The organism is Shewanella woodyi ATCC 51908 (assembly GCF_000019525.1).
GTDB classification, from domain to species: domain Bacteria; phylum Pseudomonadota; class Gammaproteobacteria; order Enterobacterales; family Shewanellaceae; genus Shewanella; species Shewanella woodyi.
The window spans coordinates 3,206,253-3,223,870 of the sequence record NC_010506.1 but is presented as its reverse complement, the minus strand read 5'-3'; the positions used below and the strand labels follow the sequence as shown (position 1 = coordinate 3,223,870).

At 44.7% G+C, this 17,618-nt stretch carries 13 protein-coding genes; 5 read left to right on the top strand and 8 right to left on the bottom strand.

From position 1 onward, the window contains the following. Positions 1-61 precede the first annotated feature (61 nt). The 5 genes from SWOO_RS13580 to SWOO_RS13560 all read left to right on the top strand — a co-directional run bounded on the left by SWOO_RS13580 (position 62) and on the right by SWOO_RS13560 (position 7,858). Complete coding sequence (locus SWOO_RS13580) at positions 62-3,826, top strand: nitrate reductase subunit alpha (RefSeq protein ID WP_041417646.1); 3,765 nt, start codon at positions 62-64, stop codon at positions 3,824-3,826. 12 nt (positions 3,827-3,838) lie between these two features. Beyond that, a complete protein-coding gene (gene narH, locus SWOO_RS13575) occupies positions 3,839-5,377 on the top strand; it encodes a nitrate reductase subunit beta (protein ID WP_012325250.1) in 1,539 nt (512 codons plus the stop codon). Positions 5,378-5,379: 2 nt separating this feature from the next. Further along, positions 5,380-6,111 carry a nitrate reductase molybdenum cofactor assembly chaperone gene (gene narJ, locus SWOO_RS13570; protein WP_012325249.1) on the top strand — a complete coding sequence of 244 codons (732 nt, stop codon included), beginning with the start codon at positions 5,380-5,382 and terminating at the stop codon, positions 6,109-6,111. A gap of 9 nt (positions 6,112-6,120) precedes the next feature. Then, positions 6,121-6,798: a respiratory nitrate reductase subunit gamma gene (gene narI, locus SWOO_RS13565; protein ID WP_012325248.1), complete on the top strand. Its 678-nt coding sequence runs from the start codon at positions 6,121-6,123 to the stop codon at positions 6,796-6,798. A gap of 247 nt (positions 6,799-7,045) precedes the next feature. After that, positions 7,046-7,858: a peptidylprolyl isomerase gene (locus tag SWOO_RS13560; RefSeq protein ID WP_012325247.1), complete on the top strand. Its 813-nt coding sequence runs from the start codon at positions 7,046-7,048 to the stop codon at positions 7,856-7,858. 69 nt (positions 7,859-7,927) lie between these two features. Here the strand turns inward: SWOO_RS13560 and SWOO_RS13555 are convergent, their stop codons facing one another. The 8 genes from SWOO_RS13555 to SWOO_RS13520 all read right to left on the bottom strand — a co-directional run bounded on the left by SWOO_RS13555 (position 7,928) and on the right by SWOO_RS13520 (position 17,472). After that, entirely contained in the window at positions 7,928-8,407 is a 480-nt protein-coding gene (locus tag SWOO_RS13555) for an HPP family protein (protein ID WP_229377236.1), read from the bottom strand. A 126-nt stretch (positions 8,408-8,533) separates the two neighbouring features. After that, positions 8,534-8,929: a hypothetical protein gene (locus tag SWOO_RS13550; protein ID WP_012325245.1), complete on the bottom strand. Its 396-nt coding sequence runs from the start codon at positions 8,927-8,929 to the stop codon at positions 8,534-8,536. A 199-nt stretch (positions 8,930-9,128) separates the two neighbouring features. Next, positions 9,129-10,859: a bifunctional protein-serine/threonine kinase/phosphatase gene (locus SWOO_RS13545; RefSeq protein ID WP_012325244.1), complete on the bottom strand. Its 1,731-nt coding sequence runs from the start codon at positions 10,857-10,859 to the stop codon at positions 9,129-9,131. A 75-nt stretch (positions 10,860-10,934) separates the two neighbouring features. Further along, entirely contained in the window at positions 10,935-12,410 is a 1,476-nt protein-coding gene (locus SWOO_RS13540) for a NarK family nitrate/nitrite MFS transporter (RefSeq protein ID WP_012325243.1), read from the bottom strand. Positions 12,411-12,726: 316 nt separating this feature from the next. Beyond that, the gene (locus SWOO_RS13535) at positions 12,727-14,730 is read right to left on the bottom strand and encodes a transglutaminase TgpA family protein (RefSeq protein ID WP_012325242.1); all 2,004 of its coding nucleotides are present in this window, start codon (positions 14,728-14,730) and stop codon (positions 12,727-12,729) included. Continuing rightward, positions 14,727-15,716, bottom strand: a complete 990-nt coding sequence (locus SWOO_RS13530) for a DUF58 domain-containing protein (protein ID WP_012325241.1) — start codon at positions 15,714-15,716, stop codon at positions 14,727-14,729. Before SWOO_RS13530 ends, SWOO_RS13535 begins: the two co-directional genes overlap by 4 nt. An 18-nt stretch (positions 15,717-15,734) precedes the next feature. Next, the gene (locus SWOO_RS13525) at positions 15,735-16,646 is read right to left on the bottom strand and encodes an AAA family ATPase (protein WP_012325240.1); all 912 of its coding nucleotides are present in this window, start codon (positions 16,644-16,646) and stop codon (positions 15,735-15,737) included. A gap of 97 nt (positions 16,647-16,743) precedes the next feature. Then, entirely contained in the window at positions 16,744-17,472 is a 729-nt protein-coding gene (locus SWOO_RS13520) for an EAL domain-containing protein (protein WP_012325239.1), read from the bottom strand. Between the last annotated feature and the right edge of the window lie 146 nt (positions 17,473-17,618).

Genomic DNA, 17,618 nt, shown 5'->3' with positions numbered 1-17,618 from the left:
TGACAGGCAGCCGAGCTATTAGATGATTTTGGTTGTTGTCTTAGGTCAATGGAGTAAAAAGATGAGTAATTTTCTTGATCGCTTACAGTTCTTAAAGAAGAAAACGGGCGAGTTTAGCGATGGTCACGGTGAAACCACCAATGAGAGTCGTGAGTGGGAAAACAGTTATCGCCAACGCTGGCAACACGACAAGGTAGTGCGCTCTACTCATGGAGTGAACTGTACTGGTTCCTGCTCATGGAAGATCTACGTTAAAAATGGACTTGTTACCTGGGAAACCCAGCAAACAGATTACCCGAGAACCCGTCCAGATCTACCAAACCATGAGCCCCGCGGCTGTCCTCGCGGCGCCAGCTACTCTTGGTATCTCTACAGTGCTAACCGTCTAAAGTATCCTAAGGTTCGTAAACCTTTATTGAAGTTATGGCGCCAAGCAAGAGCAAACCAAGATCCTGTCAATGCTTGGGCATCGATTGTAGAGGATAAGGCGAAAGCTGATTCATACAAGTCAAAGCGCGGCATGGGGGGATTCGTTCGCTCTAGCTGGGATGAAGTTAATGAAATTATTGCAGCAGCCAACGTCTATACCACAAAGACATTTGGTCCAGATCGCGTTATTGGTTTCTCGCCAATTCCTGCTATGTCTATGGTCTCATATGCTGCTGGTGCTCGTTATCTTTCTCTTATCGGTGGTGTGTGTTTAAGTTTCTATGATTGGTATTGTGACTTGCCGCCATCATCACCTATGACATGGGGTGAGCAGACCGATGTGCCAGAGTCTGCCGATTGGTATAACTCCAACTACATTATCGCTTGGGGCTCGAACGTGCCTCAAACCCGTACTCCCGATGCTCATTTCTTTACTGAGGTGCGTTATAAAGGGGCTAAAACGGTTTCAATTACCCCTGATTATGCTGAGGTTTCTAAGCTGACCGATGAGTGGCTTAATCCTAAGCAGGGATCTGATGCAGCCTTAGGCATGGCTTTTGGCCACGTGATCTTAAGAGAGTTTCACTTGGATAATCCGAGTGAGTACTTCACCAACTATGTGCGTCAGTACACTGACTTTCCTATGCTGGTGGTTCTTGAGAAGCATGATGACAACTCGCTTAAATCAACGCGATTTTTGCGTGCATCAGATTTAGGCGAAAACTTAGGTCAAGAAAATAACCCTGAGTGGAAAACTATCGGTATCGATGAAAACTCAGATGAATTTGTCTCGCCAACTGGCTCTATCGGTTATCGCTGGGGGGAGAAGGGCAAGTGGAACATCAAGGAGCGGGAAGGTAAAGAGGGCAAGGAGACAAAACTCCAGTTATCGCTGATTGGTGGTGATGTCTCAGCGGTCTCTTTCCCGCACTTTGCGGCTGATGACACTAATAAACATTGGGTCTCCTGTGAGCATGATGATGTTCAGGTGAGAAATGTTCCAAGTCGTAAAGTGATGGCCGCAAACGGTGAAGAGTTAACTGTTGCCACCGTTTATGATTTGATGATGGCCAACTATGGTCTTGATCGTGGATTGGGTGGTGGCGGTGTGGCCAGCAGTTACGATCAGGATATTCCCGGTACGCCAGCTTGGCAGGAGAAGATCACTGGAGTTTCTCGTGACAAGGTGATTAAAGTTGCCCGTGAGTTTGCTGATACTGCAGATAAGACAAAGGGTAAGGCGATGATCATCGTCGGCGCAGCCATGAATCACTGGTATCACATGGACATGAACTACCGTGGCCTTATTAACATGGTGATGATGTGTGGCTGTGTGGGTCAATCTGGTGGCGGTTGGTCTCACTATGTTGGACAGGAAAAGCTGCGTCCGCAAACAGGTTGGCAGCCATTGGCATTTGGTTTGGACTGGTCACGTCCGCCACGTCAGATGAACGGTACCTCCTTCTTCTACAACCACTCTTCGCAATGGCGCCATGAGAAGGTCAGTATCCATGAGGTGTTATCGCCCTTGGCTGACAAGTCTGAGTTTTCAGAGCATATGCTTGATTACAACATTAAAGCTGAGCGTATGGGCTGGTTGCCTTCCGCCCCACAACTGAATATGAATCCGCTACATCTGGCTAAGCAAGCTAAAGAAGCGGGAATGGACCCCAAAGATTATGCGGTTCAGCAGTTAAAATCAGGTGAGTTGAAGTTTGCTTCTGAAGCGCCAGACTCTCCAGAAAACTTCCCTCGAAACATGTTTATCTGGCGCTCTAATCTGCTCGGCTCTTCAGGTAAAGGTCATGAATATATGCTCAAGTACCTATTGGGCGCTAAAAATGGCGTAATGAATGATGATTTAGGTAAACGAGGAGGATTTAAGCCTGAAGAGGTGGAGTGGGTCGATGAGGGAGCTACTGGTAAGTTAGATCTGGTGACAACACTGGATTTTCGTATGTCCTCTACCTGTATGTTCTCAGACATCATTCTGCCGACCGCTTGTTGGTATGAAAAAGATGATTTGAATACATCGGACATGCACCCCTTTATCCATCCGTTATCGACTGCGGTCGACCCCGCTTGGGAAGCCAAGTCTGACTTTGAGATCTATAAGGGGATAGCCAAAGCGTTCTCTGAGGTCAGTGTCGGGCATTTAGGCAAGGAGACGGATTTAGTCACCGTGCCGATGTTACATGATACCCCTGGCGAATTGGCTCAGCCCTTTGATGTTAAAGATTGGAAAAAAGGTGAGTGTGAGCTTATTCCTGGTTTAACCGCCCCTAACATGGTGGTGGTCGAGCGTGATTACCCAAATACCTATAAGAAGTTCACCTCCTTTGGCCCTGCATTAGACAAGCTAGGTAATGGTGGTAAAGGGATTAACTGGAATACTGATGATGAGATCTTGCTGCTCGGAGATCTTAACCACCGCAATACCGATGAGGGGATTAGTGAGGGACGTCCTATCATTGAAACGGCAATTGATGCAGCGGAAACCATTCTCACACTGGCACCTGAGACAAACGGAGCCGTGGCGGTAAAAGCCTGGGCGGCATTGAGTGAGTTTACCGGACTTGATCATACCCATCTGGCTAAGCCTAAGCAGGAGGAGAAGATACGTTTTCGCGATGTTCAGGCTCAACCTCGTAAGATCATCTCATCACCAACCTGGTCAGGGCTAGAGGATGAGCACGTAAGTTACACCGCAGGTTACACCAATGTCCATGAGCAGATCCCGTGGCGAACCATCACAGGGCGTCAGCAGTTCTATCAAGATCATAAGTGGATGCAGGCCTTTGGTGAGCAGTTTGTCTCCTATCGACCTCCTATCAATACGAAAACCGTGGATCTGGTTAAAGGCACTAAATCAAACGGCAATAAAGAGGTGGTACTTAACTGGATCACGCCACATCAGAAGTGGGGTATTCACAGTACCTATTCAGATAATCTCTTGATGCTGACTTTGTCACGTGGCGGTCCAATAATCTGGATGAGTGAGATAGATGCCAAAGATGCTGGTATCGAAGATAACGACTGGATCGAGGTGTTCAATGCCAACGGTGCTATCGCATGTCGTGCGGTAGTTTCACAACGTGTAAATCAAGGCATGGTGATGATGTATCACGCACAGGAGCGAATCGTGAATGTGCCGGGCAGTGAGATGACGGGCACTCGAGGTGGTCACCATAACTCAGTGACCCGAGTGGTGATGAAACCGACGCATATGATTGGTGGTTATGCTCAACAGTCTTGGGGCTTCAACTATTACGGCACTGTGGGTTGTAACCGTGATGAGTTTGTTGTGGTCAGAAAAATGGACAAGGTCGACTGGCTAGAAGGGTCCGATAGCGATGATCTACCACGTCCTTTACCCACTAACCCAGATGAAGCTTAAGAGGAGCCGATCATGAAAATACGTTCTCAAATCGGTATGGTGTTAAACCTTGATAAGTGTATCGGGTGCCATACATGTTCAATTACCTGTAAAAATGTCTGGACCTCACGTGAGGGGGTTGAGTACGCCTGGTTCAACAATGTAGAGACCAAGCCTGGGATCGGTTATCCCAAAGAGTGGGAAAATCAAGATAAGTGGAATGGGGGTTGGGAGAGACGACCAAACGGTGAGATCCAGCCAAAGATTGGTGGTAAATATCGGGTATTAGCCAATATTTTTGCTAATCCAAACATGCCTGAGATCGATGATTATTATGAGCCGTTTGATTTCGATTATCAGCACCTGCATACCGCACCTATTGTAGAGCATCAACCTACCGCACGTCCGCGCTCGGTTATCTCTGGCAAACGTATGGAGAAGATTGAGTGGGGGCCAAACTGGGAGGAGATCTTAGGCACTGAGTTTGAAAAGCGCAGTAAGGATAAGAACTTCGACAACATGCAAAAAGAGATGTATGGCGAGTTTGAAAATACCTTCATGATGTATCTGCCACGACTTTGTGAGCACTGTCTTAACCCTGCTTGTGTGGCTTCCTGTCCATCTGGCGCTATCTATAAACGCGAAGAGGATGGCATTGTACTGATAGACCAGGAGAAGTGTCGTGGCTGGCGCATGTGCATCAGTGGTTGCCCCTATAAGAAGATTTACTACAACTGGAAGTCAGGCAAATCAGAGAAGTGCATCTTCTGCTATCCCCGAATCGAAGCGGGTATGCCGACGGTCTGCTCTGAAACCTGTGTGGGCCGTATTCGCTATCTCGGCGTACTCCTTTATGACGCAGATAAGATCAAAGAGGTGGCATCGACTGCATCGGAAAAAGATCTTTATGAGAAGCAACTTGAGGTGTTCCTTGACCCGTTCGACCCAGCTGTTATCGCCCAAGCGCGCAAAGATGGTATCGCAGATTCTGTGATTGAGTCAGCCCAGAAATCGCCAGTGTATAAGATGGCGATGGACTGGAAGCTAGCGCTACCGCTACATCCTGAGTATCGCACCTTACCTATGGTCTGGTATATCCCAGCTCTTAGTCCAATTCAGAGTGCAGTTGAGAGCGGCACCTTAGGTAAAGCGGGTGTGATCCCTGATGTTCGCTCTCTTCGTATTCCTGTTAAGTATCTGGCCAATCTGCTGACAGCAGGGGATGAGGAGCCAGTTATTCGTGCCCTAGAACGTATGTTAGCGATGCGCGCCTATAAACGTGCTGAGAATGTCGAGGGCGTCGAAGATCTTGAGGTACTTGAGCAGGCGGGACTGACCAAGAAACAAGCTGATGAGATGTACCGTTATCTTGCTATCGCCAACTATGAAGACAGGTATGTGATCCCAAGTGGTCACCGTGAGATGAACGTCCCAGAAGCTTACGGTGAGAAGAGTGGCTGTGGTTTCACCTTTGGCAATGGCTGCAGCGATGGAAAAAATGGTGTAAACCTGTTTGGTGGCAAAAAGATATCCAAGCGTAATGTGATTAAAACTGTACAGGTAGGGGATTAATTATGCTGCTACTTAAGGTTATTTCACATCTGTTGGACTATCCAACACTGGCGCTTTTTGATGCTAAAGAGGAGCTGATATCTGGTGTGGAGCAGTCGGGTATTAGTGCTAAAACCCGAGCTGAACTTACCGGCTTTATCTGTGAGCTTACTCAGCGAGATCTCTTTGATGCCCAGGAGAGCTATGATCTGCTGTTTGATAGGGGCAGAGCACTTTCGCTGCTGCTATTTGAACATGTACACGGTGAATCACGGGATCGCGGTCAAGCCATGGTGGATTTGATGAATGTGTATAAAACCCATGGTTTTGAGGTCGACTCCTCTCAGTTACCTGACTATATCCCGCTCTATCTTGAGTTTCTCAGCCAGCAACCTTCTGAGTTTATTCAGGAGTGGCTGGGGGATATCAGTCATATATTAACCATGCTCTCAGAGCGACTTAAAGAGCGTGACTGCTATTACAAGGTGCTGCTAGACACGCTTATTGAGGTGTCTGGTGTTGAGGTTGAGCGCGAGGAGATTGCACAAGCGGTGAGCAAAGAGGTGCGTGATGACACCGTTGAAGCGATAGATAAGGAGTGGGAAGACAGGGAGATCCGTTTCGATGATCCCGCTGTTGGTCAGTGCCCCAGTGCGGGCATGCAACACTCACAAAACGCTTTGGATCCTAATACGGTTCATCAGGTACCCATCAAGTGGCACGAGGCAGATGCTGCGCAAGTGTCTGGATTGTAGGAGATAATCATGTCAAATTTCAATTTTTTTCTGTTTGGGATCTATCCCTTTATTGCCCTGTCGGTGTTCTTTATTGGTTGTTGGATACGCTATGATCGTGAGCCATACAGCTGGAAAGCGGATTCGAGTCAGCTACTGGATCAAAAGGGATTTCGCCTAGCGAGTAATCTGTTCCATATAGGGATTATATTTATTCTCGGGGGACACTTTGTCGGCTTGCTTACCCCAGAGTCTATCTATCATCACTTTATCTCAAGTCCCGATAAGCAGTTGTTGGCTATGGTCAGTGGTGGTTTCTTTGGCATTGTCTGTTTAGTCGGGTTAGTGATGCTGATAAAGCGTCGCCTGAATAACCCAAGAGTGAGGGCCACTTCGAGACGATCTGACATTGTGGTGTTATTTATGCTCTTGATTCAACTAGTGTTAGGCCTCTTGACAGTTGTTGTCTCTATGGGGCATCTGGACGGCTCTGTGATGATCTTGCTGGCGACCTGGACACAAAGTATTGCAACTTTACAAGGTGTACAGGCTGCTGAGGCGATTGAATCGGTGAACTTTATCTATAAGCTGCATATTTTGGTTGGATTAACCTTGATTATGATCTTTCCGTTTACTCGTTTAGTTCATGTTATCAGTGTGCCAGTTAAATATTTTGCTAGAAGCTACCAAGTGGTTCGTCAGCGTTAATTACAGAGTGAGTGCTACGTTTTAAATTAATAGGGATAGGTAGATGTTTTACTTATCTCTATTTGACTCTCTATATTGGATTGCCTGATGAATATTTATTGGGGATGAAAATTTAAGTAATAAATCGTTGTTCACTCTTATTTTAGTTTTTAAATGTTGTCGCTGTTAATCGATGGCCCTATATAAAGTTATTGGTTTTTATATGCAGTGTTCTATTTAATCAGCAATTGCCAAAAGAGTCTTAATTATGAGTTTATGTGGAACAAATCCGTCAACAACCCCGTCAAAAGAGAGGTTGCCCGTTATCTCTGTTAATGGAGTTTTGATAGAGGAGACGCAGCTCGCAAATGAGCTTCAGTATCACCCCCACGGAGAGTTTGATGTCGTCGTTCAACGGGCTGGACAGGCCTTAGTTATTCAGCAGTTATTACTGGAGCAAGCGGTAAAGGAGGGGATAGATGTCTCGGGGGAGAGTGAAGAGGCTGGAGTTCAACTCTTGCTGCAGACTCAAGTTAAATACGATGATCCAGATGAAGATGATTGTTTGCGTTACTTTAAGAATAATCGAGATAAGTTTACTACTGCGCCCTTGATGGAGGTTGATCATATCTTGTTGGCGGCTGCCAATGACGATCTGGATGCAAGAGATGATGCTAAGAGTGATGCAATGGACATTATTTCGACCTTAAAAAACGATCTTAAACTGTTTGGAGAATTAGCTAAACATCACTCGGTATGCCCTTCGAAAGAGACTGGAGGCTCTCTTGGTCAGATAAGCAATGGTCAAACCGTGCCAGAGTTTGAGCGCCAGTTGATGATGTTACCAGAAGGACTGGCAGAAAAGCCGCTTGAGTCTCGATATGGTTTGCATGTGGTTAATGTTGCGCGAAAAGTGGAGGGGAAGGCACTAGATTACTCTTTGGTGCAGGATAAGGTACGAGGTTATCTAGTTCATCGCGCTTCTCATTTGGCCATTCAGGCCTATATTCATGGCTTAGTGCAAAAGGCAGATATTCAAGGCGTAGAGGTTAAGTTTTCTGAGGATAATGTGCATGTGTGATAAGTGAATATTGTGCTGTTAAGGAGAGCAAATTGCTCTCCTTTTTGTGGGCAATAAATAACTGTTTGATTAATCAATGACAAATGGGTTTTTCTCCCTGAAGGTTGCGACTGCCATGGCGATAGAGAGTAAAATGATGGCATTAAAAAAAACTGGGATAATAATAAAGTAGTAACCCAGTTCATGGACGTTAGCGCCGCCAATCACAGCCGTGACTACGGTTGCTCCTCCTGGTGGGTGCATACAGCCAGTGCTATGCATCAGTAGCATGGCAACACCGATGGCAACGGATGAGGCCAGTATTGGATTTGGAATAAGAGAATAGGCACTGATCCCGATAAAGGCAGAAATAAGGTGGCCGCCTACTAAAGGCCAAGGTTGGGAGACTGGACTGTGAGGTATACCGAAAATTAGCATAGCTGATGCACCTGTGGAGGCTAAGATCATCGGCATATTATCGGCTTCAAGAATACTATTACTGAAAAATGAGGCGCACAAGGTCGCAAAAAAAGCACCTATGATGGAGGCGAAAACTTCCCTGTTCGACATTGATTTCATTGGCATAAGCGGATAAGTTATTATCTGTTTAAAATATCAGCATAGCTGTCTTTATTAGAAACAGAATAGAGCTAAAAAACATAGGTTTACAAGTTAATGACTGATATGTATGGCCTTTTATCCATGGGACTCTAACTGTATTGGATTTTCATCTCTGTCAAAAATGACATAACGGCCGACTCCATTTCCTGTCTCAATATCATTTGCCATCTTGTTTAAAAATGGTTCTGCCTCCTGCGTTGTTGGGGCAACACCATTATCACCACTTAAACTGGCCACAAAGACAAAGTTCCACTGTTTTGCGATTGAATCTGCTTCTTTGACTAATGCATCAAAAGAGCTCAACTCTGAGGGGAGTTTATCGACACACATAACAGGAGAGATGGTGCCCCTTTGATGTTGCTTACTTTTTTTAGGGTTTGTTGCTTCTGCATCTGCAAATAAAAAAAGTAGGCGTTGAGGAGCCGATTGTTCGGATGTCATCTGTAATAACTCTTTAAACATTTTAATCATGAAATACTCACTGTTACTTTTGTTTATTATGTAAGGCCTAAAATATAATTAATGACTACCACTTATTATATATATGAATATATCATCCTTGATGTCTCTGTTTATTATAGTCAACAGATAGGCTTGTTTATTGATCGAAACAGGGTTAAAGCTAGATAAATTAACTTTTTAACTGTTATGATATTTAAATTCGTTATTATTAGCCTTGTTTAAACATGGCAATCACCAAGATCAGCATTAATATCCAAAATCCTGAGAGAAGCTGCCAAAATAGAACCTGACTCTTATTCTTTTTAGCCTTAGGATCGTCCCTTAAAAAAATAGGGTTTGGGTTTCTTAAATCCGTTAAGAAATCATCGATAACTTCATAGCGCTCCTCTAAGTCGAAGGCGACTCCTCGTTGGAGCGTTCTATCAAACCAGATGGGGATAATGGGGTTCACGTCACTGGCTGAGATATAACGAAGTCGGTCATACTCGAAGGCCGTTTGGCACTCCTCTATCTTGTCGCCATAGGGGAGTTTTCCACAAAAAAGTTCGTAACAGATGGTCGCTAGGGCGTAGAGATCTCCCTGTATTCCCGTGTTTTTTCCCAGTAGATACTTAGGATCTGAGTAAGTGGCTGTGCCAAGGACGCCTTCATGATCCAGTGGTACAAAAATCTCAGCGACGCCGGCAACAAAAACGGAACCAAAATCGACAATTTTTATCTCATTATCTTGATTAATGAGTATATTGGCAGGTTTTAAGTCTTGATGGATGGTCTCCATCTTATGGAACTCACTTAATCCTTTTGCGACCTTTTCGATAATGGATATGGCAATTTTAGGTTTAGGAAAGTGATTTAGTTTCATCCACTTATCCAAAGAAACACCATGGACATACTCCATTAAATAGTAGAGACAGGTTCTGGGGCGTTTCTGCTCAATGATCTTAACGACGTACTCACTGTGTATTCGTTTTCCTATCCACTCCTCTTGAATAAATCTATCGATATACCCTGTGTCCTCCTCAAAGGTGACAGAGGGGGTTTTCATGACGACTCTTGTTCCAGTTTCGCTATCTTCGACCAGGTAGAGTTGGCTACGACTACTGGCAAACAGCTCCTCTATAACCTGATAGCCATCGAGCATCACGCCGGGATCGAGAGGAGGAGGAAAGGGAAGGCGTGTGAGTTTTGTGTTGTAGTCATTAAGGCTTTCATTCGGCAAGCCAGTGATATGAGCAATGACGCCGCTGATGTTATCGTCACTGCCACCGTCTAAGGCAAGTGTTGCAAGTTTATCTATCTTCTCCTGCTCTGTAAGCTGACAAGAGAGTACCTCGACTAAAGTGGCTTCATCAACAAAGTCATGTATGCCATCAGATGTGGCTAATAGTATGTCCCCAGTTTCGAGATCGACAGAGCCATAATCTATCTGCAGACAGTTATCCATGCCGACAGCGCGGGCGAGAAAGGTTCTGCCTGTACCAATACTGGCAACATGATCTCGGGTCAGTTGGGTTAACTCTCCTTCTCGCAGCAGATAAGCACGGCTGTCACCCACATGGAAGAAGTGGCAGGTTCTAGATTTTATTACCATGCCAGTAAAGGTGGTTAGGTAACCTTTCTCCTCATTGGCAAACTCGTGGCTGCGTTTAAAGAGGGTGATATTGATGCTCGATAGTAGCTTTTGACCAGCGTGTTTAACCGACCAAGTCTCAGGTGTAGGGTAGTAGTCATTGATAAAGCGTGTCACGGCGGTGGCGCTGGCATCTTTGCCAGCCTCTGCGCTACTGACACCATCGGCAACGGCTAGCAAGACGCCTTTATTGTCGAGCAGCCTTGTCTCATTGGGCACAAAAAAACCAACAGCATCCTCATTTATCTCTTTTAGGCCTTGTTGAGTATGGCTGGCAAGATCAATATGTAAGCCGTTGGTTATTTGCATATTTTGCTCATTTTTAGTTTAGGCAAAGAGTAAACACATTATCAGCTCAACTAAAAAGCTGGCAAGCTGCTTAAATTAATTCACATCAATAAGTTCTACCGTGCCATCTTCGTTCACCTCTGCCATATGTCCCTTAGGTTCATTGAGGAACATAGTTGCAATAAAGATAAACAGAGCTGAGCCTGATATGACCAAGAAGAAGGTGCTGTAATCCACAAAAGATAAAACCGTTAGGTAGGTTACCGCACCAACATTGCCGTAGGCACCTGCCATACCAGCAATCTGGCCTGTCATGCGACGCTTGACCAGTGGCACTATGGCAAAAACAGCACCTTCGCCTGCTTGAACGAAAAAGGAGCAGACCATGGTTGCCATGACCGCAAGGGGGATAAACCAGCTGCCATCGACTTGACTGAGTATGGCATAACCAGCTGCTAAGCCACCGACTAAGATCATCAAGCTCTTACGTCGTCCAAACTTATCACTAAACCAGCCACCAGTAGGGCGAGCGACCAAGTTCATAAAGGCAAAGCCTGAGGCCAATAAACCTGCTTTTACTGGATCTAGCCCGTCAAATGTTTCTAAGAAAAACAGAGGTAGCATGGAGACTACCGCAAGCTCTGAGCCGAAGGTAACAAAGTAGGCGACATCGAGAATAGCAACTTGTTTAAACTCATACTTCTCAATGTTAGGAACGCCATGGGTCAGGTTCTCCTTATTGACTCGCCAGATAGAGTTAACCTGAATAAAAAATAACACTAAGAGTGACAACCACATGATGTACATGGTTTCAGTGGTAAACAGGTTCACCCCTGTAGGTGATAATTTCCAAGCCAGCACGGCGAGGGCGATATACATGGGGATATTCATAAACAGATAAAAGTAGAAGTCTTTCCAACTTGTGACCTCCAAACCACCAGACTTTTTTGGCTTAAAGTAGGTGGAGCCTTTTGGCGTATTTCGGGCTGCAATGTAGAAGAATATGCCGTATAGACCCGCTAAAATCCCAGTGCACGCTAAGGCGTAGCGCCATCCATCATCACCACCAAATGCATAAGCTAACGTTGGCAGTGACATTGCCGCAGCGGCAGAGCCGAAGTTTCCCCAGCCGCCATAGATCCCTTCGGCAATGCCGACCTGTTTTGCTGGGAACCACTCACCAACGAGTCGAATTCCAATCACGAAGCCTGCGCCCACAAAGCCTAAGAGAAACCTGAATAGGGCTAGTTGCTCAAAGCTTTGGGCCATAGCAAAGCCGAGACAGATAAATGAAGAGATGATAAGCAAACTACTGTAAATAATTCTGGGGCCATATTTATCAACTAAGATCCCGATCACAATGCGAGCAGGTATGGTAAGCGCAACGTTTAAGATGAGTAAGGCTTTTACCTGCGCGCTCGTTAGGTCAAACGCTTCTTTAATAAATACCATCAAGGGGGCGTGACTAAACCAGACGACAAAAGACAAGAAAAAAGCGAACCATGTTACATGAAGCATTTTTATTTTTGGATCTGCAAAATTGAGCAGATTCATTTTTCCTTCGTTTGACATTTTATTAGCTCCAACATCTGATGTTGCGAAAATATAGGTGATTTGTGAATTCGCTTAGTGTGCTCTTATGGCGGGAACTCTTTATTGACTTGTATCAAAAATGGTCAGTTTTTTTGACCTAGGTAGGTTTTTTACCGTTAACTTACGGCTGAATATGGGGCTACTTTGATCTAGATCATCTTAATTTTTGGACGGTATTGAAAAGAGAAATGGTTTTTTTGCGGAGAAAATGACACACGGCTTCATTTATTACCTCTTTAGGTATACCTCATGATAGGTAGTTTGTGTAACCTTGAAACCTGCTCTGTATCTGGATTTAAAGTTTTTTCCTGATCTGTTTAAAGAGACGTAAAAACAGTTTAGAAATCTTTTTTTGACCCTGTTTGGTAAGAGGTTGGTATTTTAGTGCAATGTAATATTGGGTGAAGAGTGCAAACTCATTAGCAAGAGCGGGCATGGCTAATTCAACCCTTTTACCATAATCAAGCGGCCCTTCATCTAGCCTTCTCTCTAGGCCTTTATTATTTAGCTTGTTGCATATCTGTGTGTATTTTGTTGCGTATTGCTCGCCACGTTTACGAAAGGTGAGTAGACCAGCACTATAAGCAATGGTGAGACCGATGAGTGATATTGCTATCAACATAAACAGGGACATCTTCTGTTTAGTCACCCCTCCTAGCAGCTTTTGAAGCACACGTTGCTGTTTATTGGCATCGAAACCGAGCACCCAAACGCTCCAGTAGTAATCCATGCTGGCTAAAGAGAGTCTTAGTTTATTAAGTAGAGGAAACTCTCTTAACCTTAATGGACTAAAGGGGCTGTCCAACAGATAACTTGATTCAGGTTCAAAGATGGCATCGAACCCCTCTAATACACGCTGAGGTGCGATCATCGCGGTAGGATCAAACCTAACCCAGCCTTTACCCTCTAGCCAAACCTCCGTCCAAGCGTGAGCCATATACTGATAAACACTCAGGTAGCCTGCCTGCTGGTTCCACTCTCCGCCCTGATAGCCTGTGACGAGTCTGGCAGGAATGCCAGTTTTTCTGGCTATAAAGGTAAAAGCACTGGCGTAATGAACACAAAAACCAGCTTTGTTTTCAAAAAGAAAATCGTCAATCTGTTGTGGTCCGACTCGAGGAGGTGAGAGGGTGTAAAAGTAATCCTCCTGGTTGAAGTAGTTCATTAGTGCATTTAGTCTCTGAAGCGGATCTGGGTACTTCAACAGCAATTGATTAGCAAAGGCCTGGGTTTTCAAGTTGCTTGCTTCTGGTAGTGAAAGGTTTATCCGCTTAACCTTATTGTCAAGAACTGGACTCATAGGGGATTTGAGGTAGGATTGAACTCGGTAGCGGTATTGCTGATCAACAGAGCGTTTTGCATAGAGGCGGTAATCGGGCAGATTACTGATGTTACTGTCATCACTAAAGGCGACATCGAGTCCATATAACCAGTTTTGATAGCTAGGCTCTGCGATAACGCTATAATTGGTGGGATTTCCTGAAGGACGAACTCTGCCTGAAACGGTAAATTGAACATCTTTTTCTATATGTTTGATACTCTTATGTTGAGTCCAAATTTTGCCATCATAATCTTCCATAACCAGCGCACGCCAATACAGAAGATGATTGGCGGGAGGAGACCTATCAAACTCGGCGCGAAATGCCAGAGCTGCTGAACGAGTGAGCTTCTCAATATCCCCAAAACTGACTTCATCTGATAACCCGGTTGTTGCGGAGCCGTTTTGTGGCACCATCCACAGGGGAGGGAGTTTAGGGAGCACAATAAAAAGTAGGGCGGCCAGAGGTAGGCTTTGTATGATAAGTTTACTTCCCATTAAAGCCGTTTCTTTTAGCTTATTGCCCTCATGGTACAGACTAACCAGCACACAAGTGTTGATGGTGGTAACAAGACCCAAGATTAACGTGTAGATGATGGATTGCTGATTGATAAAGGTAAGGGCAATAAGAAAATAGCCTACCAAGACAACCGTTCTCACATCTCGTCTTTTCCTCATCTCTATGTATTTCAGCGCATAGCCTAAAACAAGTAGATTGATTAGCCCGTTCAATAAACCTATGCTACTGATAATTAAAGCGAGGGTGATGGCTGAGCCTAAGGCTAAGAAGGTGACTAAATAGCGTGGCGGTTTGGCGACTTTACCGATAAATATGCCCAGTCGCCATAGTAGACAGATCCCGCATATGGCCATTGTCCATGGGGTGAGTTTCTCATACAGAGGAACCAGTATTGCTACATTTGCCAGTAGCAACCATAACAAGCTGTGCCGAGATATGATCTCGCTGTGCTCATTGCTCATGTTGGTGTCTCAGGTTGGGCTGGTACCAGTGCAAGTGCTTGAAGGCAACTTATCCTGTGAGCTTCCCCATCTGCAGGTTGGATGGTTCTCTCCCCAAGTTGTAGACCGAAGATCTGTCCCTTCTCACTTAACCTATCTACTGAGTGTGTCAATTGGCTCAATCTATTCTCGAGAGAGGCCGGAGAAAAGTCGGTTAACGACAGCCATTGTGGCTCTCCCTGTGGTTGTTGAAACTCCTTGGTTAACATTCCTCTGCCTTGAGCGAGCTGCTTCCAAGCCACCTGTTTAAGAGACTCACCTGGGATATGTTGTCTTAAGCCTTTAAATTCATCCACGCCAGGGATATGGCCACCTTGGTTATCGGCAACATAATCTTGCTCACTGTCAATGTGAGAGAGTTGCTCATTCGCCTCTAATGGCGTTGCATAGACAATGTGTTCATTGTCTAGATCAACATGTGACCAAGCCTTGCATAATCCAAGTGGGTAGCGGGATTCAATTTTAAGTCTTCCTGGCGATACTCTTCCCCTACGTTCATTGATAAAGGGGATAAGTGAAGTACTGGCTTCATTGGTGACTTTTTTAATGACCTTAATTTGATTGTTTGGGTAATTGAGTAGGACTTCATATTGAGTTTGATTGGCGTATAAACGAACTGGAAAAACCAAAGTGTCTCCAGCATAGGCTTGAGGGGACAAGGTTGAGGAGATAGTCATGCCTGCCAAGTTTCGGTAGCTGTAGATGATGCAGGTATTAAAGACGCTTAGTAGCAGTAGGCTTAGCCCTATGACTAAGTTGTTTTGATAGTTGGTGCCAAAAAGGAAAAGCAACAAGACTAAAGTTAGCCATAAGAGTCCAAATCCTGAAGGTAGAATAAAGACACTTCTATGGGCCAAGGTCACTTTCGTCGCAGCAGGAAGTCGACTGTTTAGCCATTGGTTAAACCACTGCTTTATCTTTCCCGGTTTTCTGCGATTACTTACCATAATGTCAATGAAATAAAATTAAAGTATAGGATTGATACTACTGAGGATCTTCTGCGATATCGCTTCACCTTGTTGTTGGCTGCTACTGCGGATCCTGTGCTCTGCAACCGATGAAAATACCGCTTGGACATCTTCGGGAACCAGATAAGTTCGACCTTGAATGAAAGCCCAAGCTTTGGCTGCTTGCAGTAGCGCTTTACTGGCTCTTGGCGAAAGGCCAAAGCCCTCTTTTTGGACTCGTGATGCATCAATTAGCGCCAGTATATAGCCAAGTAGGGCGTCGGAAGCACTGACTTTGTCTACCATCTGCTGCAGCTCAATCAGTTCAAGTTGGGTGATACATTGAGGCAGAGTTGTGCTCTGTGGCGATTGTACGTGATTCTTCAGCATCTCAAGTTCTGCATCTGCAGAGGGGTATCCAATGGAGAGCCTCATCATAAAGCGATCGAGTTGTGATTCAGGCAGGGGAAAGGTCCCTGATTGCTCACTTGGGTTTTGAGTTGCGATAACAAAGAAGGGGTTAGGCAGCGGGTGAGTTACTCCATCAACGGTGATCTGATGCTCTGCCATGGCTTCAAGAAGCGCACTTTGGGTTTTTGGGCTTGCACGGTTAATCTCATCGGCTAAGATCATCTGCTTGAAAATGGGCCCTGGGTGGAAAACAAATTGTGATTGTTCGCTGTCGAATATGGAGACACCTAAAATGTCAGCCGGTAGCATATCACTGGTGAATTGAACCCTTTGATAGCTTAGCCCTAGCGTTTGCGCGATACCGTGAGAGAGGCTGGTTTTTCCCATTCCTGGGAGATCTTCAATAAGCAGGTGCCCTTTTGCCAGAATGCAGGTAAGGGCCAGTTTTATCTGATCGGGCTTGCCCAAGAGTACGATTTCGAGTTGTTTGATGATCTGGGATAGATTTTGCTGTGTCATCTGATTCCTTACAGCGGTTATCATTTATTAACTGTCTGATAAATCTACTATGAGCCAAAGTTTAACTAGGATCCAGTTTAGTTTAATTTATCTTCTTTCATCCCTTTATCTCCTCCTTTTCTGCTGATAATTGCGGGATTAATTTGACAGAAGTCGGAGTTTTGACGAATTGTTCTTTGAATAGAAAGCCCTGAACGAGATCTATCTGCAGTCGACGGGCAAGCTCCAGTTGCTCCTCTGTTTCTATCCCTTCCAAAACAGTTAACTTATTGCTGTTTTTTGCAAACTGAATCAGGGCTTTTATCAGATTAAGTTCATTTTGTGATGTTTTATTAAACCAGTCGATATCAAACTTAAGCGTATTGACCTGACTTAAAAGATCAAGAGAGATCATTGAGTGTGGTGCGCCTATGTCATCGAGTGCGACTTTAATCTGTTTCGCTTTAAGCTGAGATAGTAATTTACTCGATAGCCTTGCATCGTTAATGCAAGTGTTTTCAATCAGCTCAACTGTGATCTCTTCACGAGATGTAAGTAATAGGAGTAGCTCATCAAAGTTATGTTCAGCCGCATGGGGATCTAGGTTGATAAAGAGGGGATGGGCTAAATTGGAATGACGGATCTGGAATGCTTTAGCCTTGTACTCAATGACAGAAAGTAGCTGCTCTTCTTTATGGAGTTGCTCAAAGACAATATTAGGTGGTGTGCTGTTGCCGTGATCATCATGAAAGCGTGACAGCGCTTCATACCCAAAAACATTTAAGCTCTTACTGTCTATCAGAGGCTGGTATTCAGCACTTAAGTAGAGTCTATCGAGTGGGATCATAAATATGAGATACTCTTAAACGAAATCATTATTATTCACATTCTAGTTTAAGAATCTAAAACTTTTACCTTAATAGGGTCTGATAGCTATATTTTTCAACAATTATTAGAAGTTAGGCCAATGAAAGGGATCATTTTCCATTCATT

What these genes read in the sequence shown, in the direction of transcription:
- SWOO_RS13535 (WP_012325242.1), bottom strand. Translation starts at nt 14,730, where the DNA reads ATGAGCAATGAGCACAGCGAGATCATATCTCGGCACAGCTTGTTATGG.
- SWOO_RS13550 (WP_012325245.1), bottom strand. Translation starts at nt 8,929, where the DNA reads ATGATTAAAATGTTTAAAGAGTTATTACAGATGACATCCGAACAATCG.
- SWOO_RS13580 (WP_041417646.1), top strand. Translation starts at nt 62, where the DNA reads ATGAGTAATTTTCTTGATCGCTTACAGTTCTTAAAGAAGAAAACGGGC.
- SWOO_RS13560 (WP_012325247.1), top strand. Translation starts at nt 7,046, where the DNA reads ATGAGTTTATGTGGAACAAATCCGTCAACAACCCCGTCAAAAGAGAGG.
- SWOO_RS13525 (WP_012325240.1), bottom strand. Translation starts at nt 16,646, where the DNA reads ATGACACAGCAAAATCTATCCCAGATCATCAAACAACTCGAAATCGTA.
- SWOO_RS13540 (WP_012325243.1), bottom strand. Translation starts at nt 12,410, where the DNA reads ATGTCAAACGAAGGAAAAATGAATCTGCTCAATTTTGCAGATCCAAAA.
- narI (WP_012325248.1), top strand. Translation starts at nt 6,121, where the DNA reads ATGTCAAATTTCAATTTTTTTCTGTTTGGGATCTATCCCTTTATTGCC.
- SWOO_RS13555 (WP_229377236.1), bottom strand. Translation starts at nt 8,407, where the DNA reads ATGTCGAACAGGGAAGTTTTCGCCTCCATCATAGGTGCTTTTTTTGCG.
- SWOO_RS13520 (WP_012325239.1), bottom strand. Translation starts at nt 17,472, where the DNA reads ATGATCCCACTCGATAGACTCTACTTAAGTGCTGAATACCAGCCTCTG.
- SWOO_RS13530 (WP_012325241.1), bottom strand. Translation starts at nt 15,716, where the DNA reads ATGGTAAGTAATCGCAGAAAACCGGGAAAGATAAAGCAGTGGTTTAAC.
- narH (WP_012325250.1), top strand. Translation starts at nt 3,839, where the DNA reads ATGAAAATACGTTCTCAAATCGGTATGGTGTTAAACCTTGATAAGTGT.
- SWOO_RS13545 (WP_012325244.1), bottom strand. Translation starts at nt 10,859, where the DNA reads ATGCAAATAACCAACGGCTTACATATTGATCTTGCCAGCCATACTCAA.
- narJ (WP_012325249.1), top strand. Translation starts at nt 5,380, where the DNA reads ATGCTGCTACTTAAGGTTATTTCACATCTGTTGGACTATCCAACACTG.